Genomic DNA, 26151 nt, shown 5'->3' with positions numbered 1-26151 from the left:
AGGAAAGACTATGATCGTAGCAGCAAACAAAGTGGTAAAAATGCATTATTCAGTATTGGATAATAACAAAAACACTATCGACAACTCTTTCGATGGTGAACCACTGGTGTTTATCGTGGGCACTGGCTACCTAATTCCAGGCCTAGAGGATGCGCTACTAGGTAAAGAAGCCGGTGACACATTTAGCGTAACTGTAGAACCAGAGCAAGGCTATGGTGAACGTCATGATGACTTGATGCAAGCTGTGCCTAAGTCGATGTTCGAAGGAATGGAAATCGAAGTTGGTATGCAGTTTCGTGCGACAACTGATGCCGGTGATCAATCTGTAATGATCATCGAAATCCAAGATGAAGATGTGATTGTAGATGGTAACCACCCTCTTTCAGGGATCACTCTACATTTTGATGTTGAAGTACTTGAAGTACGCGATGCAACAGAAGAAGAGTTGGCACATGGTCATGTGCACGGTGAAGGCGGTTGTGGCCACAGCCACTAGGCCATTACTAAAAAAAGCGCCGAGGGCGCTTTTTTTATATCTAAAATTTATGCTTATTCAGCTGCTATCTGTACATCTAAAGAAGGTTCAGATTCAACAATATGTGTTTTAAGCGCAGCAAGTAAACCTTCTTGGTCATTGGTCCCTAAGCGATACTTTGTACCGTCTTTCATAGCAAGCTCTACGGCACTGAATCCAGAGACACTGTAAACCCACCCATCATGTGTAATACGCAGGCCTATGCCATGTCGAAATGAGTTACTTACTGCCCGAACAGATTCAATCTCATCAAAGGTAACTGTTTTACCAAATACACCCGGACCGAATGCCCAGCTTACGTTTTTATCACTCACCTTGATGGTTAAACCATGAAACAAAAAGGCCACCAGCACTAAGATAGCACTAAACACCATGAGTGGAATATCTGCACCAATTAAATTCCATGCTAAGGCAATAAAGCCGCCAATCCAGCCTAAAATAACAAAAATAAAAATAGCGTACTGCTTATGTTGATACATACTGAGATATTCTCTTAAAAGCTATAAACAAAGGTCGCACTCAGCTCAGAATCGTACTTGAGCTTTTCTTCTTCCGGTTTTGAGTTATAGCGATACATATAAGTAAATTTGAGTGATACATCACCCATAATTTTGCTGATCAATGAGGTTTCTGATTTTAAACGCGAGTTTAATCCCGACAACGATTGTTCATAACTGACGTCTTGATTAAAGCGAGTGCGAGCAGAGACCGTACGCTCCCACTGCAATGCCATTCGAAGTAAGTAACCTGTTTTTGTTTCATCTTCTTCTGTGGCTGTCTCTTGATCTGCCACTGAGCGATACAAACCGGGTCCTACGTCAATATCCACCTTATTTTTACTACCTTGATAAATACGATTTCCGTATCCTGTCGCAACGGTGCTTTTAAATTCTAGACCACTAAATTTGTCTCGTTCGTAATCACTATAAATAAAGAATGATTCGTTTTTGACATTCAGCTTGTAGTTGCCTTGCCCAGATACAAAGATACGATCCGCAGACACTTCTTCAGTTCCTGTTTCATCGTTACGATCACGCTTGTACAGGGTGTCGAGCTTAAATTGATTACGCCACTTTTCAAAGTCTTGATAAAGGTTACCTTTAAGTTTGAAGCTGGTTGAATCTGTATTACCACGACTTACCATAAAGCCAAACTCAATATCACCATAAAGCAACTCACCTTTATGAATTTTATGGATCTCTTCTTCTGATAATTGCCCGTATTCATGAAAGTCTTCAAACGGATCAACAGCAAAAGCCTGCCAACTACTAACGAGCATGGCGGCTAAGGTAATTCGTTTTAGGGTATTAAAACAATTAAAAGTAGAGTCAAACATCAGCTGGCGCGTTATTCGCTATCTTTCCAAAGTATGTGGCAAAACGGAGCATCTTTATCTCGGCTAATTAAAATCTTGGCGAATAAAATATCTTGGTTTTCAAATTCAAGTCCAACTAAGACTTGTACAAACAGCTCAGGTTCAATTTCTAGTGCAACAAATTCTTGCCACTGCTCATCAGGCTCACCTTCTTCAATAAAACCCAACTCTTCTCTGTGTTCATTAAAGTCAGCAATATCCTGCTCGTTCAAATTATCAGGTGCTAACTCTAAAAAGATATCATATGCCTGATGTGTTACTTCTTCTTCACTATATAAACGTGGACCTGCCATTGTTCAAACCCTCTGCGCATTCGGATTGCGTTAATCGGAATATGATAACAAACCTATTTTCTTTTTTGCCAAAAAAAAAGCCAGGTTACCCTGACTTTTTTGTTATTTTTTATCAATTATTAATCGCGAGCTGACTCACCCTTGATTTTTTCGCGCATAGATTGCACTAAAGTATAAAATAGCGGCACTAATAAAGTACCAAAAATTGTGGCGGCAAGCATACCAAACAACACTGTGATACCAAGTGAAATTCGGCTTCCTGCCCCTGCCCCACTGGCAAATACCAGCGGTAGTACACCAAGCACAAACGATAATGCAGTCATCAGTACTGCTCTAAAACGTAACTTGGCTGCATTTAATGCCGCTTCAAATATAGTTTTTCCTGCAGCCCGCTCTTCCATAGCAAATTCAACAATCAAGATGGCAGTTTTGGTTGAAAGACCAATTAGCAGCACTAACCCCACCTGTGCATAAATGTTGTTTTCCATACCAATTACGTACAGCGCAAGCATGGCACCAAATAGCGCCAGCGGTACCGCAGCAATAACCGAGAAAGGAATTGTCCAACTTTCGTATTGCGCTACTAAGAATAAGTAAACAAATACCACTGCTAAGCCGAACAAAATCGGAGCCATGTTACCGGCTTCAATTTCTTGCTTCGATTGGCCTGCCCATTCGTATACATAGCCCGTTGGCAATTGATCAGCCAACTCTTGCATTACTTTAATAGCATCACCACTTGCATAACCCGCCGCTGGTTGTCCGCTAATGCTTGCACTACGATATAAGTTAAAGTGCGTTAAACTTGTAGGGCCAAGAATTGGCTCAAGTTTAGCGAGTGTTGTGAGCGGCACCATGGCACCTTCATCATTTCGTACATAGTAATACTGCAAGTCTGTTGGGTTCTGTCTAAATTGGCTTTCTGCCTGCATGATCACTCGGTAAGTACGGCTAAATTGATTAAAGTCATTAATATATAATGAGCCTAATTGCGCTTGTAGCGTCAAGAAAATATCACTCAATGCGACCCCTTGTGCTTTCGCCTTATTACGGTCTACCTCTAATAAGTACTGTGGCACATTAGCCCTAAAGGTACTGTATACATTAGAAAGTTCTGGTCGCTGGTTTGCTTCATAAACAAGGCCATTTAACACTTGAGCAAGCTTTGCTGGCTCACGCCCTTCACTGTCTTGTAATCTAAACTCAAAGCCTGCACTAGTGCCAAGCCCGGGTATTGAAGGAGGGTTAAATGCCATGATTTGCGCATCTGGCATTGCCCAGAACTGTCCCATCAAGCGGGTTAAAACCGAACGTAAGCCAAGCTCCGGACTAGTTCTCTCTTCCCAATCTTTGAGTACCACGATACCCAAAGCGTTGTTTGAGCCTGCACCACCAAGTAATGAAAAACCAGACACCGCAATAAAATCGGTTGCAGCTGGTTCATTTTTCACAATATCGCCCAACTTGTGCATCACATCTTGGGTACGGCCACTTGCTGCAGCATCTGGAAGTTGCACATCTACAAACAAGAAGCCTTGATCTTCTGCTGGTACAAAGCCCGTAGGAACGGTTTTCACCAACCACCCAGCAGCTGCAAAAATAACCACGGCAAACAGTGCCATTCTTGCTGTACGTTTTAGGATAAAGTTAATAACTTTACTGTAACCATTGGTTGAGCGCGTAATGATGTTTTCAAATGGTGCTAACCATTTAATAGGCTTCATGGCTTTTTCATTAAGCAGTAATGCACATAATGCGGGACTCAAGGTTAATGCATTAACGGAGGAAATAAGCACTGCAAACGAAATCGTGACCGAAAATTGCTTATAAAGCTCACCCGTTATCCCTGGCATAAAACCAACAGGCACAAACACCGCAAGCAGCACTAAGGTCGTTGCTACTATTGGCCCTGATACTTGCTCCATCGCCTTTGTGACCGCTTCTTTTATTGGTAGCTTTTCTTCTTTTAGTATCCGCTCAACGTTTTCTATAACAATGATGGCATCATCAACAACAATACCTATTGCGAGTACCAAGCCAAATAAAGTGATCAGGTTAATGGAATAACCCATCATCATCATAAAAGCAAAAGTACCTACTAACGATACTGGAATAGCGACCGTTGGAATAAGCGTTGCGCGCCAGTTTTGTAAGAATAAAAAAACTACTAAAATAACCAAGCCAACGGCTTGAACTAGAGTAACCACCACTTCTTCGATTGAACGGTTAATAAATTCTGTGGTGTCATAAGGAATCGAATACTTCACACCATCAGGCAATTGTTTTGCAAGCTCTTCCATTCGTGCTTTAACATCGTTAGCTACTTGCGTCGCATTCGCTTCAGTCAATTGGTAAATTACAATAAACGCGGTGTCTTGCTGGTTTAACTTTGCGGTGGTGCTATAACTTGCCGCCCCCAGTTCAATGCGCGCAATATCGTTCAAGCGCACAAAGTTACCGTCTTTATTTGAGCGAATTATGGTTTGACCAAACTCTTCTGGGGTTTTTAAGCGCCCTCTTGCTTGAATCGAGTATTCAAATTGCTGACTAGGAGCCGATGGCGCAGCACCCAATTTACCTGCGGCTACAATAGTATTTTGTTCTTGCAATGCAGCCCGCACTTCAGCCACAGTTAAACCAAGCGAAGCCATACGATCTGGGCGTAACCACAAGCGCATTGAATAGGTTTGCTCCCCCATAACTTCAGCAGAAGCAACCCCGTTAATACGCCCTAACGGTTCAGTTAAGTAGTTAGTTGCGTAATTGCTCAAGAAGATTGCGTCAATATTTTCCTTATCAGAGTAAAGGTTAATACCGAGCAACATTGAACTAGACTTTTTCTTAACCGATACACCTTGGCGCTTCACTTCCTCAGGTAAACCTGACTCCGCCAGTGCAACTCGGTTTTGGACATTAACTTGAGCAATATCAGTATCTGTACCGACCTTAAAGTACACCGTAATATTCGCGGTGCCATTGTTCGATGAGGTGGATTCTATGTACATCATATCTTCAACCCCATTGACTTGCTCTTCAATGGGTCGCACAACAGACTCTTCAACGATCTGCGCACTTGCGCCTGGGTAGCTGGCAGATATCTGCACTTGTGGTGGTGTTATTTGCGGGTACATATTCACTGGCAATAATGACATTGAAATCAACCCCGCGATGGTAATAACAATCGATATTACCAAGGCAAACTTAGGACGAGATATAAATGTTTTACTGATCATATCCCACTCCTAAGAGTTAGCTTTGCTAGTGATGGTGCCCGTTGTCGGATCGACTTGCTTTTCTACCGGTTTAACCTCAGCGCCTTGACGCACTTTTTGTAAACCTTCAATAATGACTTTTTCACCAGCCTCTAAGCCTGACTCAACAACCCACATAGCATTAATGCGTCGACCTAATTGAACAATGCGCATAGCAACTTTGTTTTGATCATCAACAACAAGTACAAATTTCCCTTGTTGATTTTCCTGCACAGCGACTTGTGGGATCAGCGCTAATTCTTTTTTATTTGTGCTTTCAACAATTAAGGTTACAAATAAGCCTGGCATCACGATCCCCTCAGGATTATCGAACGCAGCTCTTAGCTCTACAGTGCCGGTGTTTTGATTAATTTTTGTATCTGCAAAATCAAGCACACCTTTATTTGGGAATGTTGAATTGTTAGGAAGTTTAAGAGTTAAATCGATGGGTACATCTTGCGGGTTACTCTCACTAGTTTGATGCTCTTGACGATAACTAATGTAGTCCCCCTCTTCCACCTGAAAACTAACATAGATAGGGTCAACATCTGTCAATTCAGCAAGCTCATTTGATGATGGGCCAACAATATTCCCTACATCGTAATTTACTTTACCAATGCGCCCTGTAAATGGAGCATGTATTTCGGTGTAGCTTAAATTTAATTCTGCTTTTTCAAGTTCAGCTTCAGTTGCCTTAACTGCTGCTGTTGCTTGTTCGAAATTAGTGGTTAATTTATCTAGATCAGACTGAGAGATAAATCCTTCAGAGGCGACTTCTCGGCCACGCTTTAAATCGCGTTCAGCTGAACTCGCTGCTGCAATTTTACTTTTTAAATCGGCTTTTACTTTAGCCACTGTCGAGCGGTATTCAGACGGGTCAATACGCAGCAGCAACTGGTCTTTCTCAACAGTAGAGCCTTCATCGAAGTGACGTTCTATTAACTCGCCTTCTACACGAGCTCTAATTTTTACTTCTTGAAACGCTTCGGTTCGTGCTACAAATTCACGATAGTTGCCGATTTCTTTTGTAGAGACATTAAACACAGAAACAGCCGGAGGCGGCGTAGCTTGTTGTTTTGCTTTATCATCTGAACAGCCAACCAATGTGGTTGTTAATGCTACAGAAATTACAGCAAAAGCCAAAGAACGAGATGATTGTTTAGTTATGCGAGCTGTTTTGCGCATCAGCATATATATACTCCTTGTAGCGCGACTTAAAGCTAAGTCTAGTCGTGTCATGGGATTTTGCGAAAGTATCTAACTAATCACAAAATCAAACTAGCTATGAACTAGCATCTTTGTTTTAAAAATATACACCAATTTGTAACTAAATATATGACAAGGTTACCCATTTTTGGAAAATATAATGATTCCTTGCGACACATCAGCAATTCTTTACTTAGTTGTAATTAGCTCGTAAGCTCTAACAAACAGGTCAGAGGAGTTACCATGATAAAACTAGAAATAAAACAACAGGTCGCATGGGTAAGCCTTGCTCGTCCCGAGAAACAAAATGCACTCAGTTTTGCCATGTTTGTCGAACTTGCAAACGTAATCAAAAAAATTAAACGCGATCGCAGTTTACGCGCGGTGGTTATCTCTGGCGAAGGCGACCATTTTTGCTCTGGTCTTGATGTTGCTGCGGTGATGAAAAAGCCGAGTAATATCATCAAGCTGTTATTCAAGTGGTTACCAGGAAACCAAAACTTAGCGCAAAAAGTGGTGTTAGGGTGGCAAGACTTAAGTATTCCGGTGATTGCAAAAGTGACCGGATATTGCTTTGGTGGCGGTATGCAAATCGCACTCGGTGCTGATTACCGCATCGTCGATAAAAACGCTAAATTAGCGATTATGGAAGCGCGTTGGGGCCTGTGTCCTGATATGGGGGCAAACGTAGTACTTGCAGGCTTAATGAAGCGCGACCAAGCACTTTGGTTAGCAAGTCATGCAGAGCCTATATCAGCTGAAGACGCTAAAGAATATGGCTTGGTTACGCAACTGACTGATGATGTCGATAAACAAACCGATGCTGTCCTTGAAACCTTAATGGCCCGCTCGCCAGATACGCTTGCTGCAATTAAGCGAATTACCCAGCAAAGCTACCGCTCACAGCAGCGTAAAATCCTCGCTAAAGAAACCTGGAGTCAAATTCGCTTACTAATGAATCCTAATACCAAAAAGGCGATTGCAAAGGCAAAAGGTGCAGAGGATATCCAGTATAATAATGCCAAATCATGGTAAGCTAAAGTCGCATAGTACAACTGACAAGGGTATGATGTAGTTGTACTTTATTCGCAATTATTCACAATCATGAAATACCTTATCAGTAGTGCCATCATCCTTGCTTGTTTAGCCATTGCTAAATATTTAACGGCTTTGTTTGCAAGCACATTCCCTGCACCATTAATTGGCATGGTTTTATTACTCATTCTTCTTTTAACAGGCTTAGTTAAAGAGCAAGATTTAAAACCCTCAGCGACCCCATTACTGAACTTTATGCCGCTGTTTTTTATTCCTGCAGGCGTCGGTATTATTGAGCATTTAGGAGTTATTAACGAACACTGGTTACTCCTTCTTACCGTGTTTATTATTGTTCCCCTGACGAGCATTATTCTCATAGGCTCACTATTCGCCTACTTTAAGGGGCGCGAAAATGACAGTTAGTTTATGGTGGTTGAGCATTCCTTTAACTGTTTGCCTTTTCTTGGTTTTACGTTTTTTAAACGCTAAAACGCAACATGCAATCAGCAAAGCTTTAACTAACCCAGTGTGCTGGGCAATCGTGTTAGTTTCTGCGCTGTTAGTGGCACTAAAACTCCCATATGAGCCTTTTGCCAAGCACAGTAAAGTTTTAAGTTGGTTTTTAGAGCCAGCTATCGTAGCTTTAGCATTACCGCTTTATCAGCAATTTATACATGTCAAAAAAAACCTGTTATTGATTCTTATTAGTTGTAGCTTAGGTGTGATCAATGCAACAGTGGTTGCTTCATTTATTTGTTATTTATTCGATGCGCCTGCACAGCTAAGCGCCTCACTCGCTAGTCTATCGGTCACTACGCCAATAACGTTACTTGTTACAGATGCTCTGGGTGGTATTCCCTCTTTGGCAGCAGCTATGGTGATATTCATTGGTGTGCTGGGAGCCATATTTGGTAATTTGATTTTCTCGCTGATAAATATCCGCAATGCGCAAGCAAAAGGTGTTGCAATCGGCACGGCTTGTCATGCAATAGGCACTGCGTCATTAATTGTAGAGCAACCTAAAGCGGGGGCATTTGCCTCAGTGGCAATGGCATTAAGTGCACTACTGAGCGCTATAATAGTGCCGCTACTCTATCCTGTTATGCAATATGTTCTGGTATAGTCAGCATTAGCAGTAACCTTGTTAGGAAAACATATGATTGAGTCTGAAATACAACAAGTCGAGAAATACTACAATCTGATCATGGAATATTTGGTCACCTACAGCATGCAAATTTTAGGTGCCATATTAATTCTCTTCATTGGCTTATGGATAGCGCAAAAAGTGTCGAATATGGTTGCAGGTCTAATGCAACGTCACAATATCGATATCACGCTGACTAACTTTGTCAGTAATGTCATCAAAGTATTACTGATCATCATGTTCTTGGTTATTGCCCTTGGCAAAATTGGCATTAGCGTAACCCCTTTTGTCGCAGCGATTGGTGCCGCATCATTAGGTGCTGGTTTGGCGCTACAAGGCATGCTGTCAAACTATGGTGCAGGACTTGCGATTATTGCAACAAGGCCTTTTGTTGTGGGTGATACTATCGAAGTAAAAGGTGTCAGTGGGCAAGTTAAAACCATTGAGCTTGGTCACACAATTCTAATAAACGAAGAAAAAGTCGAAATCACCATTCCTAACAAACATATTGTTGGTGAGATTTTACATAACTCGTTTAGCTATTCATTAGTTAAAGGTGAAATAGACATCGCTTATGATGCCAATGCTGATCTCGCTATTGAGCTTATCGAAAAAGTGTTAGACGAACATGAGCTAGTTAGTGATGCTCCTCATGCACAAGTCGGTATTGAGCGCTTTGCCGACAGCGGTGTTACCTTGAGTTATCGTTATTGGGTGCCAACCACCAAAATTATTGAGACTAAATTAGCGGTCAACCGCAATGTATTTAAAGCAATTCAAGGGGCGGATATCGAAATACCATTCCCGCAACGAATTGTTACCCTCAATCAAACTAATGATAAAGGCGCTTAATAGCGCCTTTTTTACAGCTCGTCGACAGACATTGTGTTTACTTAAAAGACTGTAGTACAATTTGAATGATAACAATTACTATCATCAATTAACGTCGAGCTATTTTTACCATGAGTAAACGTCTTTGGTTCCAACTGCATGGTTGGTTTTCGCTTCCTGTATGGGTGCTATTTTGCTTTATTTGTGTCACAGGCACTGTGTCTGTGATAAGCCATGAGCTCACTTGGCTCACCAATAGTGAGGCACGTGCAAACAATCCTAACGACTTACCAGCATTGGGGGTTGATGAAGTTATTAATAGCGTTGAAAAAGCCTACCCGACCGCCGATGTGATGAGTGTGCTCACTTACGAGCCTTACCTGGTTAATGCGGTTATTTTCACTGATACCGATAAGCCATACGCGGTAGCCTACGTCAATCAATACACAGGTGAAGTACAAGCAGTTAATACAACAATATCGTTTATCGAGTTTATGCGTACCCTGCACGGCTGGCTGTTCTTCCCTTGGCAAGAAGGTTACAGCGTTGGTTACTACCTCGTCAGCGCCATGGCTTTTGTCATTTTAGGTGCTCTAGTAACAGGCTTGGTGATTTATAAAAACTTTTGGCGTGCCTTTAGCCAGCCAAAACTGCGTTTTAACCAAGGCAAAAAAACCTTTCTAAAAGATTTACATACCCTAAGTGGCGTTTGGTCAATTTGGTTTATGGCAGTAATGGCACTCACAGGCCTGTGGTATTTGGTGCAAGCCATCATGTGGCATAACGAAATAGACATTGAAGAGCACGCGCCGCTGGTGGCAGTGTCAACTTTACCTACGGATAAACAAACACCGCCTACCGATTTAAAAGCGGCACTGGCTATTACCAAAGAAAAATACCCAGATTTCAAACCTAGCTATGTGATGCTGCCAGAGCATAACCGTGGCATGTTTAATATCATGGGCAGTGGCGATACTATTTTCTACGATAACTACGCCTACTCAACGTCAATCAATCCTTGGACTGGCGAAATCGCAGCAAGTAAAAGTCCAGAAACCATGTCGGGATTACTCACCCTCTCGCATATCGCTGATCCACTGCATTACGGTAATATTGGCGGTCTGTGGACAAAGGTTATTTGGTTTATCTTTGGTTTGATTTTAACTGGTATGTCAATCACGGGCTTTATGATGTATGCCGCTAAATTAGTAAATAATAAACCTGTAAAAGCGCGCCAAGCTGCGCCAGTAAATAACGTTCAGGAGGCAAATTAATGGCTCGTTTACAAGCAACTTGGTGGCAACGTAAAAAGTATATTTTGCATGCTGTGGTACTGGCTTTGCCTGTTTGGTTTATTTATCAATCATTGAACCCTCAGTTTCCTGCTCTTTGGCAAGAGCAACAAGCAGGCGAATTTAAAATCGCTCCAATGCCGCTAAATGAAGATGCTCCTTACTCACACCACAACGAATACGTTAAAGACTTCTTTATTGCTTTTAATCAAGGTGACATAAGCAATATTCGTCAGGCGTATTTAAATATTGGTCAGTCACCTTTGCCACTGGCAGAGTTTGCAAAAGATGAAGAAGGCATAATGCATGGCACCAATCACGGTCAGCATGCCCACGCGATAGCCCCTAAAACTATCTCAGCAGATGATAAACTGTGGATCACCATACAAACTTGGCAAGGCCAACTGCATACCCTCAAATGGGATATTCCCAGTCAGTTTATTACTCAATAACATCCGAAAAGCCACTCACTGAGTGGCTTTTTTGTATCTCAGCTAAACACTCAAGTCCCTTCCTAAATAGTTAAAGGTAAAATTTTTGTTAATTTTATTACCGAAAAACTTTACAAAGATAATAATATAATAAAGTATTATAAATAGTTTGCATTTACACCAATGCTCTTAATTGGGTTACTCGCTGTAGATCAAACCTAATCCAAGGAACAGAACACACAAGGAAAGCTCAATAACAATGATTTGGAGACACTATGATACTTTCAAAAAAAGCGCTCGCTGCGCTTAGCTTTGCAACAATACTGATACTTCCCAGTGCTTATGCGCTTGATAATGGCGTATATACAATTAAATCAAAGTACAGTGCTAAGTTTGTTGAAGTAGAAAGCGCGCAAACCAATGATGGTGCAAATGTTAGTCAGTGGGCTGACACTAACCACGACACCCAGCGCTGGTTAATTACCAATGTTGGTGGTAATAATTATTCAGTTATTAACCTTAACAGCGGTAAGGCCCTAGAAGTATATGAGTGGTCAACAGCCGATGGTGGCAATGTTGTACAGTACGAATATGCTGCTCTCGCCAGCCAACACTGGCAAATAAATGATGAAGGAAGCGGCTATTACAGCTTCATCAATGATCACAGTGGTAAAGCGCTCGACTTATATGAATTTAATGGCAACGATGGCGCAAATATTAGCCAGTGGAGCTACAACGGCAGCGATGCGCAGCAATGGCAGCTAACCAAACTTGCCAATGTTGAATCAACCCCTTTTGATCCATCAACAACCAATGGCACAGCAGATCACTGGCCACTGACTGGTAGTTTAGTCACCCATGATCCGACTATTGGCTATGAAAATGGCACCTGGTGGATTTTTCAAACTGGCCCAGGAATTTATGGTAAATACTCAAGTGATGGTGTGGACTGGAATGATGCTTTACCTGTTTTTCCTAATGGACTTGCTTGGTGGGAGAACTATGTGCCTGATCATGATGGAATTGATGTCTGGGCGCCTGAATTAAAACGCTACAATAATCGTAGCTGGCTCTATTATGCCATTTCGACCTTTGGTTCCCGAGTCAGTGCTATCGGTTTAGCATCAGCCAGTAGTGTTGCTGCAGGCGATTGGCGTGATGATGGTTTAGTGATCAACACCACCAATAGCAATAATTACAACGCTATTGACCCCGATCTTGTGGTGGCAAAAGATGGTGCACCTTGGCTAACATTTGGCTCATGGAACTCGGGTATTAAACTAACACGTATCAACCCAATAACGATGAAACCATTTGGTCAAATTTACTCATTGGCAAGTCGTTCAGGTGGTATTGAAGCGCCCACGATTATCTATCGCCAAGGTTACTACTACTTATTTGTATCAATGGGTAAGTGTTGTGAAGGCACTAACAGCACCTACCGCATTGCATACGGTCGTTCTACCGATATTCGCGGCCCTTACCTAGATAAAAATGGCAATAATATGTTATCTGGTGGCGGTAGCATTCTTGATGCAGGTAATAATCAATGGGTAGGCCCAGGTGGGCAAGATATTCTAAATACCGATGTGATTGTTCGTCATGCCTATGATGCCGGTGATAATGGCAGACCAAAGCTTCTCATTAGTACTCTTAACTGGGATGCTAATGGTTGGCCTAAATACTAGTTCTCCCCACTAAGCGCGTGCAAACGCGCTTTTTAAAACCTTTCAAAAATACTACGGATAAAGTCAGAATTAAGAATCTGAGTCACAGCCCCACTACACCATAAATAAGCGCGTTGTAGCGGATATCCTCTAAAGATCCAACGCTTACGCACATGATTAAAGTCGTGTAAATAATCCGCCTTTGTTTGCGGTAACGAATCATTGGCTAGCTTCTGCCATGCTTTATAAACCCCACTCATATCGGCACCACGCATAAAACGCTGTAACCAGCGCGGAAACCGTGCAAAGCGAATCGCTGACTGAAAATCAATAATGTATGGCTTGCCATCTGTCGAACAAATGACATTTCCCAAATTACGTAAATCGAGGTGCACAACGCCGCGGCGGTGCATTTTTGCTACTAAGCGCTCAAACTCTTTAAAGAACTCACCCGATAAATGCTGCTGTTGCATGGCAAGCTGGCGAAGTGGCGTGCCTTCAATAAAATCATAAGCAATAGCAATTGATGACAAACGACAAAAGTTATCGACTACTCCATCTACGTCTTGCAAGCGTGCCAGCCCCTTATACTCTTGATTGATAAAAAGCGGCGCGATGGTTTTTCTTACCCACCATGGGCTGTGCTGAAAGTCTTTAATAATTAAGTCAAATTGCGCGTCTTTATAACGATAAACAATGGCATTGGCAAAACGGCCTGTGTGAACAACCGACAAACCTTCTGGGTTAAATTGATGAGCTGGAAATTGAGCGTGAAGCTGTACAAGCAAAGATGATTCGAACATAACAACCCGGACTTGTTAAAATTAAATGCCTAGGCAACTATATTATCAAAATGCGCTAACAGCGACAACGTACCGCTTATAGAAATTTATGCTTTTAAATTATGAATTGCTCTAAACAACAAGCTAGCAAGTTGCTTTTGCTCGTAATCAGAGAAACCTGTGAGTGCTTTACGATAGATATCATTCACGGTTGGTAAAATTTCTGGATAGAGCTGTTGGCCTTTTTCAGTCAAGTATAAAAGAGTTGAACGACGATCTTCAACTGACTGCTTTTTAGCAACTAAGCCCTTATCTTCTAAACGAGAAAGTAATCGACTCATGGCACCACGGTCATACACCATGTGCTCACAAAGCTCGGCCAAGGTATTTACTTTGCCACGCGCAAGTAGCACAACCACTATGTATTGGGCCGACGTTAGCTCTTTATCCTCTAAAGCATCATCAAGATGAGTCACCAGGTTTGAACGCAAATAAGAGACTAAACGACCTAAGTCTTGCACTGGGTCTAAATCTTCAATACAGCACTGGCCAATTGATGCAGGTTCTTTCATATTTCCTCTAAAGCGATTAATAGCAATTCATAGACAGTTAATCGGCAAAATAATTCAATCCTATTAGATTGCTTCAATGGCTATGAATAGTGTAGCGTGAAGAAGCTTACTAACTGTCGGGGGCGTCATGCTAACTAAACAACATATTATCAAGTATTTATCTCTTACAATACTGCTACTTCTTTGTTGGCTAGAGCATTATAACCATTTCATCATGCGCTTTATCGACAGCGCCCTTGTGCAATCAACCCTAGTGTACGCATCATCTCGTACAGTTAATGCTGCTATATCGCTGTTGCAATCAGCCGAAGTGGGCATTGGTATTGCCAGTATTCAACCTGCACAATTACTCGACCCGGTGAATGACTTAGCAGAATACATGTCAGATGCCATGCGCCTCGCTATCGGCTCATTATTTTTACAACGCATTTTATACACTATTTCTTCGGGGGTTATTTTTAGCGGTGTATTTACTGTTTCGGTCGTCGCTTACTTTATTTGTGAATGGCGTAACTATTTACCTAACTTGCGCCATAAAATTATGGCGAGCCTTATTTTAATTCGTTTTTTAGTGCCAGCAGTGGTGCTGACAACAGGCCTTGTTAGCCAGATATTCTTAGATGAGCAAATAAACCAGCAAAGTGAAATCGTGAGCGAAAAAGTCGAGACAGTAAATAGCAGTGCAAATAATGCCTCTGCCCTATCTGCCAAGCTAAAGGCCGAAGTTGATAGTAAAAAGCAAACCATCTTCGACAAGCTATCGCTATTGAATGAGCAGCAAATTAAAAACCACCAGCAAGCGACAGAACTCAAAGCTGAGCTGGCAGAGCTCGATACCCAAATAGCAGCAATTCAAGCTACCCGCAGTTTGTCTGAACGACTGACTTTTACTGAACTTGAACAAGCAAAACCGCTACTCGATAAAAAGCAGCAACTAACTGAGCAATTTAATGCGGTGCTAAACCAGCAAAAACAGCTAAACCAAAACAAAGACGCCTTAAACGAACAACTAGAAAACTTAAATGCATCACTCAATCAAGACCAATCGTCGCAGGTGAGTAAAATTATAGACACCGTTACCTCTGGCATTAGCAATATGGTAGCTGCCGTCGAAGACTTATTTATCGACTTTTTGAATATCTTGTCACTGCTGATTTTAAAGCTGTTATTAATGCCATTGATTTTTTTATACCTATTTAACAAAGCCTTTAAAGCCATTTGGCAGCGCCGCTTTATGGACGTAGTAATGCAAACAAAACAACTGGCTGTTAATCGCTGATATTTCAGCTAAAGTTATAAACCTAACTCGTTTTTAAAGGATATAAGTATGACTGAGCAACGCCATAACCACATTCCCCAAGAAGCTTTCGATTGGTACGATGAATACGCCCATGGCTTGATGGACCGCCGTACCTTTATGAAAAAGCTGGGTGGCTTAGCTGCCCTTGGCTATTCAATGGCAATGCTAAGTAGCGCTTTACTACCAAACTACGCATTAGCTGAGCAAGTATCCTTTAATGACCCTGATATCAAAGCCAGTTATAAAACCTTTGATTCGTTTAAAGGTCACGGCGAAGGTAAAGGTTATTTAGTCGAACCTGCTAACTTAACGGGTAAGCACCCAATAGTGTTAGTGATCCACGAAAACAGAGGCTTAAACCCTTATATTAAAGATGTTGCTCGCCGCCTTGCCAAAGCTGGATTTATTGCCTTTGCGCCAGATGCGTTACACCCTCTTGGTGGCTACCCTGGTAATGATGATGAAGGCCGCGCAATGCAGCGCTCTATGGATAAAGAAAAAATCCAACAAGACTTTATTGCCGCAGCTGAATACATAAAAAAACACCCAAATAGTAACGGCAAACTCGGTGCAGTAGGCTTTTGCTTTGGTGGTTATATGGTTAACTACCTTGCAGCAGTTGATAGCAAACTAATTAATGCAGGCGTGCCCTATTACGGCACTCCCGCCGTTAAAGAGCTCAGACAAAATATCAAAGCCCCACTACTTGTGCACTTAGCCGAGCTTGATAACCGCGTTAATGCAACTTGGCCTGAATACGAGAGCGATTTAAAAGCGCATCAAGTGCCTTACACTATGCACATGTATGAAAAAGCAAATCACGGCTTTCATAACGACTCTACTTCTCGTTATGATGAAAAACAGGCAGAGCTTTCATGGCAGCGCACATTGGCGTTTTTCAATGAGCAATTGATTTAAACAAAGCAATTTCATACACTCTCGAAAAAATTTTAGGCTAGAAGATAAGATGGAATCGCAAGTCAGTTATCGCTTTGACTCACAGCAAACCGCCAATCGGTTTTTAAACAAGCTTAAGCACTGGTCAGTGGCTAAAGTTACTGCGAGTCTTTGCCAAGGGGGTTATGGCGTAAAAATACGCTACGAAGTCGATACCAGTGGCTTTGATTACACTCTTGCAGAGCTTGATGATTTAGCGATGCAACACGAAGGCGAAGAGATTTAACTTTCAGATTCTAGGCATAAAAAAACGGCTAACTTAGGTTAGCCGTTTTTATATTAAAGCTGTGCTTACAAATCAAAGCTACGCGAAATAGACGCGACAATTCGCTCGTCTGCATACTCAGAATCAATACTGGTATTCTCACCTGCAATTTCAATATCAAACCCTGCATAGCTCGTTTGATACGCTAAACGATAATGCTTATATGACTTATCGCTGCCATCCCAGCTAAACTTATCGCCATCTAATGAATTAGATACATCAAAGCTGGCACGAATTGCATGGTTTGGCGCTACTTCAAATGTGTGCGCTAGCATGTAAATTAAATGGCCTGCGCCAGTACCAAAATAATCCCAAGTATACCAAAAGTTAAGCTCTACTTGCCCAATGCTGCTGGCATAACCAAATTTCGAATACACCTCTGGGTAGTTGCCATCGCTTGAGTAATCTTCACCGTGGTAAGAGTAGTAAGCAATACCATAATCAACACTAAGGGCATCCGTTAACTCAGCATAGTTACCAAAATACGCATCCCATTCAATGTCAGTGCCATCGCCAAAATCTACATTTGAAGCCCACGTACCTACATACATACCTGAATCTGCAAAGGCATAATCTAAGCTGCCTTGAATCGCTGGGTCATTCATGGTTTGGCTGACACCATTGAAGGTGTAATCTGATGCCAATGTAACCGTAGTAGATAAGTCAGCCATGGCTGATGTCGATAGTAATGCCAATGGCAACGTTGCTGCTAATACTGTTTGTCTTGTTGTCATGTTGGTTTCCCTTAGCTAACTGTTTCTATTTTTGTGTAATCTAATTTATTGTCTTTTGGTGAGCCTTCGATATTTTTCACTGTTTTTAACTTGCTGTAGCCAATAAAGGCAGCACAGCCGAAAAATAACGCAATAACTAGCGCGCCAACCCATTGGATCTGTAAAAAGTCGAACTTAAACAGCAGGGTTAATAACGAAAGCGCCACCACATTTAAGACAATATAATTAACCTTACCAAAACGTTTCACCGTTAAGTTTAGGTTATCTGTGTATAAACGGATCAAAGAATCAAGTGAGTTGATCACAAACACCACACCAACAAACACCATAGCGATGTTTTTCAAGCCTGCTGTTGCAATACCCGCTTCATGGTATTGATACAAAACACTAAACCAGATAGCGATTGGAATAGACGGAAAAATCAACATAGCCGCCAGCACTTGGTAAGTTTTTAAGCCACCCACAAAGCGCGAGGTAAATTGACCAATCATGATACTCCAAGCAAACCACCAAAACAGGTAGAAGGCATGGTAATCATTCAGTGGTAATACAAACTCATTGATGTTGCCAAAGTAACCACCGATCAACGTAAGGTTATCAACAAATGCTGATGTTTGTGCATCAGAACCAACAAAGGCACCGAACCACATAAATGTGATTAAAGCGATAAACAACCAAGTAGTCGAAATACTTAAAAAGCGTACATACTTAATGTCTGTGCTCGAATACACAGCAAAACAAATCGCTGCAAACACCATTAAGTAGAATGTCGGAATAATTGACTCGCCATCACCAAGCGACGGTAAATACCAAGGTAAATTCGACAGCAGTAAAAATGCAGTAAATGCGCATGTCCCAATAATAACAACGTTATTAATTAGTTTTACCAAAGCAATTTCAAAGAACTTTACTTTGGGTTCTATTACACAGAAATAAAAGCACGTAAGGAAATAAAATCCCCAGATCAAGAAGCCCCAAAAACCAAATTCAATGGCTAGTGGATTGGCAAACGCATACTCTGGGCTTGCTTTTATGTCTGCATAACCTGCAAACTCTGTCAGTGGAAACATAATCAAGCCAACATCTAGGCCTGATGTAAATAAAATTGCAATGAACGTAAACGTTCTAACCGGTGTGACGCCAACACACCTTACCGTACCCCATTTAAATAAAATAACTACAATTGCTAACAGGGTAAAAATGATGCCAGCACTAAGCCAAAAGGTCATAGTTACCCCCCCAAAATAAGTAATAATACTTCATTGTTTCTCCAGTTTTATTCCTCGCATTAACGCACCACAAACAACTCATGATGCGCGCCACTGCAAGCCCCACAGTCGAAACTGCGGGTGGCCTTATTAGATCTCCGAACTACGCTGCGTTGATTGCCATTGTTTTTCCATAGCAACATCTGCAGTTGATGCCGATAACAAAGGCTTACCTAAAATGTGGTCAGCCGCTTTTTCTGCCACCATAATGGTTGGCGCATTTAAATTACCGTTTGGAACGGTTGGGAAGATAGACGAATCCACCACCCGTAAACCTTCGATACCGTGTACTTGAGTTTGCGAGTTAACCACGGCCATCTCGTCTTCACCCATCTTGCACGAACATGACGGATGGTAAGCACTCTCAACCGCTTGACGAACAAAAGCATCGATTTCTTCATCGCTTTGAACATCTTTACCTGGTTGAATTTCATCATCGCGGTACTCATCAAACGCACGCTGTTCAATAATCTCACGAGTTAGACGTACGCAAGCTCTAAAGCCTTCAATGTCATCTTTATGCTGTAAGTAGTTAAATTGGATCTTAGGCGCAACCTGTGGATCCGCCGACTTAATTGTCACCGCACCACGGCTTTTTGGTTTGTTATGCCCAACATGAACTTGGAAACCATGACCATCAAAGGCACTTTTACCGTCGTAACGAATTGCAGCTGGTAAAAAGTGATACTGAATATCTGGCCATTCAACGCCCGGTTTTGAACGAATAAATGCACATGATTCAAAGTGATTCGTTGCCCCTAAACCTGAGCGGTTTAATAACCAACGAGCACCAATTAGTCCTTTTGAAACAAGACCTAACTTGCCGTTTAAAGTAATAGGTTGCTTACACTTATATTGGAAATAAAACTCCAAGTGATCTTGTAAGTTTTGGCCAACACCTGGTAAGTGATGTTTAACCTCAACACCCGCTTCGCTTAGGATGTCTTTATCACCAATACCTGATAGTTGCAGAATATGCGGTGACCCAATTGGACCCGCACTTAAAATAACGTCTTTAGCTGCAAATGCTTGCTGCTTAGAGCCAGATACTGAAAACTCAACACCAACGGCTTTTTTGCCTTCTAGCAATACTTTTTCAGCTAAGGCACCGGTGATTAGCGTTAGGTTTTTACGTGACTTAACTGGGTCTAAATACTCACGGCTGGCTGAGCTTCTTACACCGTCTTTAACTGTCATATGCATTGGCCCAAAGCCTTCTTGCTGGGCTGCATTGTAGTCATCAGTCTGCGCATAACCTGCTTGTTGGCCCGCTTTGATAAAGGCTTTATAAAGCGGGTTAGCCATTTCATTACCGTTATTAACCCCTAATGGGCCGTTATCGCCACGGTAGTTGTTACCACCTAAATAGAATGATTCAGCACGTTTAAAATACGGTAAACAAGCTTGGTAATCCCAGCCATTAGCACCATGTTGCTGCCACTCATCAAAATCTTTGGCATGACCACGTACATACACCATGCCGTTAATAGATGATGAGCCTCCTAACACTTTACCGCGTGGGCAGTGCATTTGACGGTTATCTAAATACGGCTCTGGCTCGGTATGAAATTGCCATGCATATTTGTCAGTATTCATCGGGATCGATAGCGCAGTAGGCATCTTTATAAAAATGCTTTTATCGCTACCACCCGTTTCAAGTAATAACACCTTATTAGAAGGGTCTGCTGATAGTCGGTTTGCCAACACGCAGCCTGCTGAGCCAGCACCGACTATGATGTAATCATAGTTCTGTGTACTCATTAAAATGGACTCTCTATATTGCTCATACCCACATAAATCGATTTAGTTTGGGTATAGTGATCTAAAGTTTCGATACCGTTTTCACGGCCGACACCTGATTGCTTGTAACCACCTACAGGCATTTCAGCAGGTGAATTACCATAGCTGTTTATCCAACAAATACCGGCTTGTAATTGATGGATCACGCGGTGTGCGCGCTGAATATCTTTAGTGAACACGCCTGCGGCTAAGCCTAGGTGCGTATCGTTTGCACGCTGAATAACGTCATCTTCATCATCAAACACCAACACACTCATTACTGGGCCAAAGATCTCTTCTTTAACTATGGTCATGTCGTCTTTACAGTCGACAAAAACGGTCGGCTCCACAAAGTAGCCATTAGGTGCAGATGCAGGTGACAGCGCCTTACCGCCGGTTAGCAAGGTTGCGCCTTCTTGAATACCTTTATCGATATAGCCAAGTACAAGCTCTTGATGCTTTTTAGAGATAAGCGCCCCTAAATTCACCTCAGGATCCATTGGGTCGCCAGCAATAATATTTTGCTCAGTACGTGTTTTCAGCTCATCAATAAACTGCTGATAAACATTTTTGTGCACATAAATGCGCGTACAGTTAGTGCAGATTTCGCCTTGCGTATAAAAATTACCTAGCATTGCCGCACTAACAGCTTGTGATACATCGGCATCATCAAATACTAGTAACGGCGACTTACCGCCAAGCTCCATGGTCACATCTTTAAGTGAACCAGCAGCGCTTGCCATTACTTTTTTGCCTGTGCCCACTTCACCAGTGAACGACACTTTTTCAATATTTGGGTTTGCTGTTAACCATTGCCCTACTTCAGCAGCGCCTTGCACAACGTTGAATACGCCAGCAGGTACACCCGCTTCGATGAAAATCTCTGCAAGTTTAATTGCGCCAAGTGGTGTTTCTTCTGAAGGTTTGAAAATAACCGCATTACCCGCAGCCAGTGCCGGGCCTGATTTCCAACAAGCAATTTGCAGAGGGTAGTTCCATGCACCAATACCGGCACAAATACCTAGAGGCTCTTTACGTGTGTAGTAAAAGTCATTGCCAACCATTTGTTGCTGACCCACTTGTGCAGGCGCAAGACCAGCAAAATACTCAATTACATCGGCGCCAGTTTCAACATCAACACACTCAGCTTCTTGCCATGGCTTACCCGTATCAAGTACTTCAACTTTTGCCAGTTCATCGTTACGTTCGCGTAAGATTGCAACGGCTTTTAATAAAATGCGGCTACGCTCAATTGGCGTCATTGCAGACCATGCTGCAAAGCCTTGTTTTGCGCTTTCGATTGCCGCGTTTTGAATAAACTCATCGGCGATTTCAACGTGATAAATTACTTCATCCGTTGCAGGGTTCTTTACTGCAAAAGTATCGCCAGTTTGATTTTTCAAAAAGTGGCCATTTATAAAATTTTCGTAAACAGGTGTGGTCATTTTAGGCTCCATACTGTTTTATCAGTGAACGAATGTAGTCTTTTACTAATTGCTCACAATGTTCGAATTGATCATGGTCTGACTTACTTAATACGGCTCTTAGCCATAAACCATCGATCATGGCTGCACTTAACTCAGCAGCTAAGTTGGCATCGCTATCGCTCATTAACTGTTTGAATGAGCTTAATAAATTACTAAATAAACGTTTACTATTTACGTTTTGTAAGCGATGCAACTGGGCGTCGTGCATTGAATGCGCCCAAAAGCTCAACCAAGTTTTGGTGTTATTGCTTTGCTGCTGAATGCGCGAAAAGTTTGCTTCAACGATAAACATTAATCGTTGCTCTGGGCTAGTATGCGGCGTTACTTGATTCATCAGAGCTTGCTTTAAACTCGTCAATAAATAACGCACAGTGGCTTCAATTAAGCCCTGCTTGCCACCAAAATAATGACTGATAATGCCAGACGATAAGCCTGCCTTTTTACTAATGCTATTTATGGTGGTGCCTTGCAAACCAAGCTCTGCAACCGACTCTATTGTGGCGTCAATTAACTGCTGACGACGAACAGGTTCCATTCCAACTTTCGGCATAATTTTTTATTGATTGAACGTTCAATTAAAATAAAGGTTAAGGTAATCAGCATGGCAATTCAAGGTTGACAAATTGTAAACAGCCGCAAAGCTACACTCGTAAATTAAGCTAACCCACTGTTCTTACGTTTATTATTCGATATATAAAAAAGTTTTAAATTTATTCAAAATAAAGCCTAAAAAGTATTAATTTAGGCTGAAATGCGGAAAAAATAGAAAATTTATTGCGGGGGTATTTTTAATAAAAAAGCGCTTATTAAACGCTCGTGTTAAAGCAAAGTTCATTCGTGGTATTTACGAATAACCGCTATTTTGCCATCTTCTATTTCGAGCACATCCATAATGGTTTGCGTGTATTCAATTTCTTGCTGGTTTTGTGGGTGTATGCCTTTAGCATGATGGGTATAACGTAAGGCAATGGCAGAATCATTAAAAATAAAGGTATCGAGTAAATTTGCTTGGTATTCAGTGTGCGCACCAAGGTAAAAAGTCATGCCTTTACGCATCATGGCTTTACCATCTGGTTCTCTTGAATCATCGTTTTGATAAGGTAAGTGTTGATTTGCTACATCGTCAGTTAATAAAGCTAAAAAAGCTTCTAACTCTTTTTTAGTCGCATTAGGTGCTTGTGTTGCAACCATGGTATTAAAGTACTGCTGTGCTAATGCTGTGAGCTCTGGATTAGCTTGCTTTGCTTGGCTGCTAAATGTGCTTAGCAAACAAATAGCTAGAAAATAAAGGTGCTTCATCGTTATTCCTTGTGGTTTTAGTTATTGACTAATAATCAAACTACGAACCTAAAATAACGACAAAGCACCGAACTATCAACAATTTAGTTTTAAGCTGTTTGTGGCTTTATGATCTCACGTTTATCTAAATAACCGCTGTATCGTGTTGCAATTAGCGCCGCTAAACTGATGATAGCACCAATCCAAGCTGTGTCTTGCAATGAGTAGTTTTCCACGACAATGCCACCTAACACTGAGCCCAGCGCAATACCGATATTAAACGCAGCAATGTTTAACCCAGAGGCCACATCGACGGCATTGGGTGTAAACTTTTCGGCAAGTTTAACCACATAAACTTGCAGCCCAGGCACATTACCAAACGCAAATGCCCCCCATACAAGTATGGTCAGTACCGCAGCGACTTTAGATTGCATGGTAAAGGTCAGCACCAACAGCACAATACTCAAAGCACTAAAGATAATAGTCAGCGCACTAATGGGGCCTTTTTTATCGGCTAATTTACCGCCGTAAATATTACCAACAGCAACCGATACCCCATAAACCAGCCCTGATTATTTAAAAGCGGCACCACCATTAAATGAGCTAACCGACTTAGCCTCGCACCAGCTTATTGGTTTTACCGATGCGCCGCATTTAAACCACTGGCCGCTAACCACGCCTTTAGACCTGAAATTTTCAATCAGTGCATCAAGTGGTGAAACTGTGCGTCAGCTTTGTATTCAAGGTCATGGCATTACCTTGTTGTCGGAATTTATGATCCACGAAGATTTAAAAGCAGGCCGTTTAGTAAAAGTGCTCGAAGGCGAAGTACTGAGCCCTAATCGCCGCGAAAAAGTACATGCGGTGTATTATCAAAACAGCGGAGTGTCATCCCGGGTATTGGCGTTTTTAGACTTTATTGCACCAAGATTAACACTGTAGTTTTTACGTTTTTAACAAAAGTGTTTTGTGATTAGTGGCATTAATTTCATAAATAATTTTCGTTATGCTGAAAGCATATTCGCTTTCAAGGAGCCGTAATGAACAAATTATTCGAAACCGTACAACTTGCCGGTCATACATTAAAAAACCGCATTGTCATGCCACCGATGACTCGCTCTCGCTCATCACAACCGGGTGATATTGCCAATGAGTTAATGGCCGACTACTATGCCCAGCGAGCCAGCGCCGGCTTAATCATTAGCGAAGGCACACAAATATCAGCCCTAGGTAAGGGCTATGCTTGGACACCAGGTATTTACACTGCCGAGCAAATTGCTGGCTGGAAAAAAGTAACCGACAAAGTTCATCAAGCTGGTGGCATTATGTTTGCTCAGCTTTGGCATGTTGGCCGCGTATCTCACCCAAGTAACACAGGTGGCGAGCAACCAATTGCGCCATCAGCTATTGCAGCCAAGGGCGTTAAAGTTTTTATTGATGAAGATGACAAACCCGACTTTGTTGCCACAGCTCAGCCACGCGCAATGAGCCATGACGATATCAAACAGGTTATAAACGAATACCGACAAGCTGCCCGTAATGCAGTTGATGCAGGGTTTGATGGTATTGAACTTCACGCTGCTAATGGTTACTTAATTAATCAATTTATTGATTCAGAGTCGAACCAACGCACCGATGAATATGGCGGCAGTTTAGAAAACCGCTTACGCTTTTTACAACAAGTGACAAAAGCGGTAAGTGATGAAATTGGCGCTGAGCGTGTAGGCGTGCGCCTTGCACCACTCACAACACTCAATGGGACGGTTGATGATAACCCGTTTGAAACCTATATTGGCGCAGCAAAAGTACTCAATGACCTTAACGTTGCTTACCTACACATTGCCGAAGCTGATTGGGATGATGCACCTTTAATGGAGCAAAGTTTTAAGCAAGCGCTACGTGAAAACTATGCCGGATTAATGATTTATGCGGGCAAGTACACTGGCGATAAAGCAGAGCAAGCATTAGCCGCAGGCTGGGCTGATTTAATTGGCTTTGGTCGTCCGTTTGTTGCTAACCCAGATTTACCAGCTCGTATTGAACAAGGTATTGAGCTTGCGCAGCATGATCCAGATACCTTATTTGGAGGCGGTGCTAAAGGCTACACAGACTACCCTTTAGCAACGTAAAAACGCGCTAAAAAAGGTGGCTCGTCAACCAATAGCCCAGCACAATAAAGCTGATGTTGGCGAGCGCTCTTAACCACCACGGAGCAGAACTAAACTGCAATTGGCTGTACTTGCTTACTAATACCAACACGCCCATCACAGTAAACCAAGGAGCAAAAAAGAATATTGGCTTTAACTTCACTAAACTCACCGCTAAATCGTGCAGCGCACCGCTTACAGCAAAGGTCACAACAACAGCACACCAAACCGGCATAATGTCATTGCAAGGCTTCATCACATAACGAGATAGATAATAGCTCCACACCGGATTCCAATATCGCCAAAATAGATAAAACGAGCTAGCACCCAGCGAACGTGTCAGCATATTGCGCAGCGAATCTTTATGACCAAGGGGCACGCCTGTGCGTTTTTTAACATATTGAGCAAGGGTAATAGCTGCAGACACGGCTTTCTCTTTTTTACTAATGACTAATTCAGACTACTAAACAACCAACAAAAGAGAAACCAAAACAAGGCTTGAAATTGTAACGGTTTATGAAG

At 42.0% G+C, this 26151-nt stretch carries 26 protein-coding genes and 2 pseudogenes; 13 read left to right on the top strand and 15 right to left on the bottom strand.

The window, feature by feature from the left end; translation table 11 throughout:
• Nucleotides 1-10: 10 nt before the first annotated feature.
• Nucleotides 11-496, top strand: coding sequence for an FKBP-type peptidyl-prolyl cis-trans isomerase (locus AAEU31_RS00485; RefSeq protein WP_135923781.1), 486 nt, complete (start codon nucleotides 11-13; stop codon nucleotides 494-496).
• A 53-nt stretch (nucleotides 497-549) separates the two neighbouring features.
• On the opposite strand, the gene AAEU31_RS00480 is transcribed toward AAEU31_RS00485, so the two are convergent.
• The 5 genes from AAEU31_RS00480 to AAEU31_RS00460 form a co-directional block, all read right to left on the bottom strand.
• Nucleotides 550-1014 (bottom strand): hypothetical protein, encoded by a 465-nt coding sequence (locus AAEU31_RS00480; RefSeq protein WP_421966137.1) that lies wholly within the window; start codon nucleotides 1012-1014, stop codon nucleotides 550-552.
• 14 nt (nucleotides 1015-1028) lie between these two features.
• Nucleotides 1029-1814: a DUF481 domain-containing protein gene (locus AAEU31_RS00475; protein WP_135926247.1), complete on the bottom strand. Its 786-nt coding sequence runs from the start codon at nucleotides 1812-1814 to the stop codon at nucleotides 1029-1031.
• 68 nt (nucleotides 1815-1882) lie between these two features.
• Entirely contained in the window at nucleotides 1883-2203 is a 321-nt protein-coding gene (locus AAEU31_RS00470; protein ID WP_135923779.1) for an HI1450 family dsDNA-mimic protein, read from the bottom strand.
• A gap of 119 nt (nucleotides 2204-2322) precedes the next feature.
• On the bottom strand, nucleotides 2323-5436 hold the full coding sequence (locus AAEU31_RS00465) for an efflux RND transporter permease subunit (protein ID WP_421966136.1): 3114 nt from the start codon (nucleotides 5434-5436) through the stop codon (nucleotides 2323-2325).
• Between the two features lie 9 nt (nucleotides 5437-5445).
• Nucleotides 5446-6645 carry an efflux RND transporter periplasmic adaptor subunit gene (locus AAEU31_RS00460; protein WP_421966135.1) on the bottom strand — a complete coding sequence of 400 codons (1200 nt, stop codon included), beginning with the start codon at nucleotides 6643-6645 and terminating at the stop codon, nucleotides 5446-5448.
• Between the two features lie 258 nt (nucleotides 6646-6903).
• Here AAEU31_RS00460 and AAEU31_RS00455 point away from each other — a divergent pair, with 258 nt between their 5' ends.
• The 7 genes from AAEU31_RS00455 (at nucleotide 6904) to AAEU31_RS00425 (ending at nucleotide 13081) form a co-directional block, all read left to right on the top strand.
• Nucleotides 6904-7695, top strand: coding sequence for a crotonase/enoyl-CoA hydratase family protein (locus AAEU31_RS00455; protein ID WP_421966134.1), 792 nt, complete (start codon nucleotides 6904-6906; stop codon nucleotides 7693-7695).
• A 69-nt stretch (nucleotides 7696-7764) separates the two neighbouring features.
• Entirely contained in the window at nucleotides 7765-8118 is a 354-nt protein-coding gene (locus tag AAEU31_RS00450) for a CidA/LrgA family protein (protein WP_421966133.1), read from the top strand.
• The gene (locus AAEU31_RS00445) at nucleotides 8108-8818 is read left to right on the top strand and encodes an LrgB family protein (RefSeq protein ID WP_135923775.1); all 711 of its coding nucleotides are present in this window, start codon (nucleotides 8108-8110) and stop codon (nucleotides 8816-8818) included. The genes AAEU31_RS00450 and AAEU31_RS00445 overlap by 11 nt, the downstream gene beginning before the upstream one ends.
• Nucleotides 8819-8851: 33 nt before the next feature.
• The gene (locus AAEU31_RS00440) at nucleotides 8852-9691 is read left to right on the top strand and encodes a mechanosensitive ion channel family protein (RefSeq protein WP_421966132.1); all 840 of its coding nucleotides are present in this window, start codon (nucleotides 8852-8854) and stop codon (nucleotides 9689-9691) included.
• A 101-nt stretch (nucleotides 9692-9792) separates the two neighbouring features.
• The gene (locus tag AAEU31_RS00435) at nucleotides 9793-10944 is read left to right on the top strand and encodes a PepSY-associated TM helix domain-containing protein (RefSeq protein ID WP_421966303.1); all 1152 of its coding nucleotides are present in this window, start codon (nucleotides 9793-9795) and stop codon (nucleotides 10942-10944) included.
• On the top strand, nucleotides 10944-11414 hold the full coding sequence (locus AAEU31_RS00430) for a PA2404 family protein (RefSeq protein ID WP_281546630.1): 471 nt from the start codon (nucleotides 10944-10946) through the stop codon (nucleotides 11412-11414). The genes AAEU31_RS00435 and AAEU31_RS00430 overlap by 1 nt, the downstream gene beginning before the upstream one ends.
• Nucleotides 11415-11668: 254 nt before the next feature.
• Nucleotides 11669-13081, top strand: coding sequence for a family 43 glycosylhydrolase (locus AAEU31_RS00425; protein WP_421966131.1), 1413 nt, complete (start codon nucleotides 11669-11671; stop codon nucleotides 13079-13081).
• Between the two features lie 32 nt (nucleotides 13082-13113).
• On the opposite strand, the gene AAEU31_RS00420 is transcribed toward AAEU31_RS00425, so the two are convergent.
• A complete protein-coding gene (locus AAEU31_RS00420) occupies nucleotides 13114-13863 on the bottom strand; it encodes an RIO1 family regulatory kinase/ATPase domain-containing protein (protein ID WP_421966130.1) in 750 nt (249 codons plus the stop codon).
• Between the two features lie 86 nt (nucleotides 13864-13949).
• The gene (locus tag AAEU31_RS00415) at nucleotides 13950-14414 is read right to left on the bottom strand and encodes a MarR family winged helix-turn-helix transcriptional regulator (protein ID WP_421966129.1); all 465 of its coding nucleotides are present in this window, start codon (nucleotides 14412-14414) and stop codon (nucleotides 13950-13952) included.
• Between the two features lie 127 nt (nucleotides 14415-14541).
• Between AAEU31_RS00415 and AAEU31_RS00410 the strand changes: the two genes are divergently transcribed.
• The 3 genes from AAEU31_RS00410 to AAEU31_RS00400 are packed head-to-tail and all read left to right on the top strand — an operon-like array spanning nucleotide 14542 to nucleotide 16897.
• Nucleotides 14542-15693, top strand: a complete 1152-nt coding sequence (locus tag AAEU31_RS00410) for a hypothetical protein (protein ID WP_421966128.1) — start codon at nucleotides 14542-14544, stop codon at nucleotides 15691-15693.
• A 48-nt stretch (nucleotides 15694-15741) separates the two neighbouring features.
• Complete coding sequence (locus AAEU31_RS00405) at nucleotides 15742-16632, top strand: dienelactone hydrolase family protein (RefSeq protein WP_421966127.1); 891 nt, start codon at nucleotides 15742-15744, stop codon at nucleotides 16630-16632.
• A gap of 49 nt (nucleotides 16633-16681) precedes the next feature.
• A complete protein-coding gene (locus tag AAEU31_RS00400) occupies nucleotides 16682-16897 on the top strand; it encodes a hypothetical protein (RefSeq protein ID WP_054562273.1) in 216 nt (71 codons plus the stop codon).
• Nucleotides 16898-16962: 65 nt separating this feature from the next.
• Here the strand turns inward: AAEU31_RS00400 and AAEU31_RS00395 are convergent, their stop codons facing one another.
• The 7 genes and pseudogenes from AAEU31_RS00395 to AAEU31_RS00365 form a co-directional block, all read right to left on the bottom strand.
• Nucleotides 16963-17670 (bottom strand): TorF family putative porin, encoded by a 708-nt coding sequence (locus tag AAEU31_RS00395; protein WP_421966126.1) that lies wholly within the window; start codon nucleotides 17668-17670, stop codon nucleotides 16963-16965.
• 11 nt (nucleotides 17671-17681) lie between these two features.
• The gene (locus AAEU31_RS00390; RefSeq protein WP_421966125.1) at nucleotides 17682-18899 is read right to left on the bottom strand and encodes a BCCT family transporter; all 1218 of its coding nucleotides are present in this window, start codon (nucleotides 18897-18899) and stop codon (nucleotides 17682-17684) included.
• Between the two features lie 129 nt (nucleotides 18900-19028).
• Nucleotides 19029-20699, bottom strand: coding sequence for a choline dehydrogenase (gene betA / locus AAEU31_RS00385; protein WP_421966124.1), 1671 nt, complete (start codon nucleotides 20697-20699; stop codon nucleotides 19029-19031).
• The gene (gene betB, locus AAEU31_RS00380) at nucleotides 20699-22162 is read right to left on the bottom strand and encodes a betaine-aldehyde dehydrogenase (RefSeq protein ID WP_421966123.1); all 1464 of its coding nucleotides are present in this window, start codon (nucleotides 22160-22162) and stop codon (nucleotides 20699-20701) included. The genes betA and betB overlap by 1 nt, the downstream gene beginning before the upstream one ends.
• A 1-nt stretch (nucleotide 22163) precedes the next feature.
• Complete coding sequence (gene betI / locus AAEU31_RS00375) at nucleotides 22164-22754, bottom strand: transcriptional regulator BetI (RefSeq protein ID WP_199527253.1); 591 nt, start codon at nucleotides 22752-22754, stop codon at nucleotides 22164-22166.
• Nucleotides 22755-23035: 281 nt separating this feature from the next.
• A complete protein-coding gene (locus tag AAEU31_RS00370) occupies nucleotides 23036-23503 on the bottom strand; it encodes a nuclear transport factor 2 family protein (RefSeq protein WP_421966122.1) in 468 nt (155 codons plus the stop codon).
• 89 nt (nucleotides 23504-23592) lie between these two features.
• A pseudogene (locus AAEU31_RS00365) lies at nucleotides 23593-24048 on the bottom strand (MFS transporter); the annotation flags it as partial.
• On the opposite strand from AAEU31_RS00365, the pseudogene AAEU31_RS00360 reads away from it, so the two are divergent.
• Nucleotides 24047-24424: pseudogene (locus AAEU31_RS00360) on the top strand (LysR substrate-binding domain-containing protein); the annotation flags it as partial. The pseudogenes AAEU31_RS00365 and AAEU31_RS00360 overlap by 2 nt on opposite strands.
• 98 nt (nucleotides 24425-24522) lie before the next feature.
• Nucleotides 24523-25611 (top strand): alkene reductase, encoded by a 1089-nt coding sequence (locus AAEU31_RS00355; protein ID WP_421966121.1) that lies wholly within the window; start codon nucleotides 24523-24525, stop codon nucleotides 25609-25611.
• 7 nt (nucleotides 25612-25618) lie between these two features.
• On the opposite strand, the gene AAEU31_RS00350 is transcribed toward AAEU31_RS00355, so the two are convergent.
• The gene (locus AAEU31_RS00350) at nucleotides 25619-26056 is read right to left on the bottom strand and encodes a membrane-bound O-acyltransferase family protein (RefSeq protein WP_421966120.1); all 438 of its coding nucleotides are present in this window, start codon (nucleotides 26054-26056) and stop codon (nucleotides 25619-25621) included.
• Between the last annotated feature and the right edge of the window lie 95 nt (nucleotides 26057-26151).

Origin of the sequence: Pseudoalteromonas thalassia, from assembly GCF_049257215.1 — a bacterium.
Classification (GTDB): domain Bacteria; phylum Pseudomonadota; class Gammaproteobacteria; order Enterobacterales; family Alteromonadaceae; genus Pseudoalteromonas; species Pseudoalteromonas lipolytica_C.
The sequence above is the reverse complement of the archived record's forward strand: the minus strand, read 5'-3'. Positions and strand labels throughout refer to the sequence as shown.

Coding starts and splice junctions, on each gene's coding strand:
- AAEU31_RS00485 (WP_135923781.1), top strand. CDS start 11: ATGATCGTAGCAGCAAACAAAGTGGTAAAAATGCATTATTCAGTATTG.
- AAEU31_RS00450 (WP_421966133.1), top strand. CDS start 7,765: ATGAAATACCTTATCAGTAGTGCCATCATCCTTGCTTGTTTAGCCATT.
- AAEU31_RS00480 (WP_421966137.1), bottom strand. CDS start 1,014: ATGTATCAACATAAGCAGTACGCTATTTTTATTTTTGTTATTTTAGGC.
- AAEU31_RS00475 (WP_135926247.1), bottom strand. CDS start 1,814: ATGCTCGTTAGTAGTTGGCAGGCTTTTGCTGTTGATCCGTTTGAAGAC.
- AAEU31_RS00445 (WP_135923775.1), top strand. CDS start 8,108: ATGACAGTTAGTTTATGGTGGTTGAGCATTCCTTTAACTGTTTGCCTT.
- AAEU31_RS00390 (WP_421966125.1), bottom strand. CDS start 18,899: ATGACCTTTTGGCTTAGTGCTGGCATCATTTTTACCCTGTTAGCAATT.
- AAEU31_RS00410 (WP_421966128.1), top strand. CDS start 14,542: ATGCTAACTAAACAACATATTATCAAGTATTTATCTCTTACAATACTG.
- AAEU31_RS00425 (WP_421966131.1), top strand. CDS start 11,669: ATGATACTTTCAAAAAAAGCGCTCGCTGCGCTTAGCTTTGCAACAATA.
- betA (WP_421966124.1), bottom strand. CDS start 20,699: ATGAGTACACAGAACTATGATTACATCATAGTCGGTGCTGGCTCAGCA.
- AAEU31_RS00415 (WP_421966129.1), bottom strand. CDS start 14,414: ATGAAAGAACCTGCATCAATTGGCCAGTGCTGTATTGAAGATTTAGAC.
- AAEU31_RS00355 (WP_421966121.1), top strand. CDS start 24,523: ATGAACAAATTATTCGAAACCGTACAACTTGCCGGTCATACATTAAAA.
- betI (WP_199527253.1), bottom strand. CDS start 22,754: ATGCCGAAAGTTGGAATGGAACCTGTTCGTCGTCAGCAGTTAATTGAC.
- AAEU31_RS00455 (WP_421966134.1), top strand. CDS start 6,904: ATGATAAAACTAGAAATAAAACAACAGGTCGCATGGGTAAGCCTTGCT.
- AAEU31_RS00420 (WP_421966130.1), bottom strand. CDS start 13,863: ATGTTCGAATCATCTTTGCTTGTACAGCTTCACGCTCAATTTCCAGCT.
- AAEU31_RS00400 (WP_054562273.1), top strand. CDS start 16,682: ATGGAATCGCAAGTCAGTTATCGCTTTGACTCACAGCAAACCGCCAAT.
- AAEU31_RS00440 (WP_421966132.1), top strand. CDS start 8,852: ATGATTGAGTCTGAAATACAACAAGTCGAGAAATACTACAATCTGATC.
- AAEU31_RS00405 (WP_421966127.1), top strand. CDS start 15,742: ATGACTGAGCAACGCCATAACCACATTCCCCAAGAAGCTTTCGATTGG.
- AAEU31_RS00395 (WP_421966126.1), bottom strand. CDS start 17,670: ATGACAACAAGACAAACAGTATTAGCAGCAACGTTGCCATTGGCATTA.
- betB (WP_421966123.1), bottom strand. CDS start 22,162: ATGACCACACCTGTTTACGAAAATTTTATAAATGGCCACTTTTTGAAA.
- AAEU31_RS00465 (WP_421966136.1), bottom strand. CDS start 5,436: ATGATCAGTAAAACATTTATATCTCGTCCTAAGTTTGCCTTGGTAATA.
- AAEU31_RS00430 (WP_281546630.1), top strand. CDS start 10,944: ATGGCTCGTTTACAAGCAACTTGGTGGCAACGTAAAAAGTATATTTTG.
- AAEU31_RS00470 (WP_135923779.1), bottom strand. CDS start 2,203: ATGGCAGGTCCACGTTTATATAGTGAAGAAGAAGTAACACATCAGGCA.
- AAEU31_RS00370 (WP_421966122.1), bottom strand. CDS start 23,503: ATGAAGCACCTTTATTTTCTAGCTATTTGTTTGCTAAGCACATTTAGC.
- AAEU31_RS00460 (WP_421966135.1), bottom strand. CDS start 6,645: ATGCTGATGCGCAAAACAGCTCGCATAACTAAACAATCATCTCGTTCT.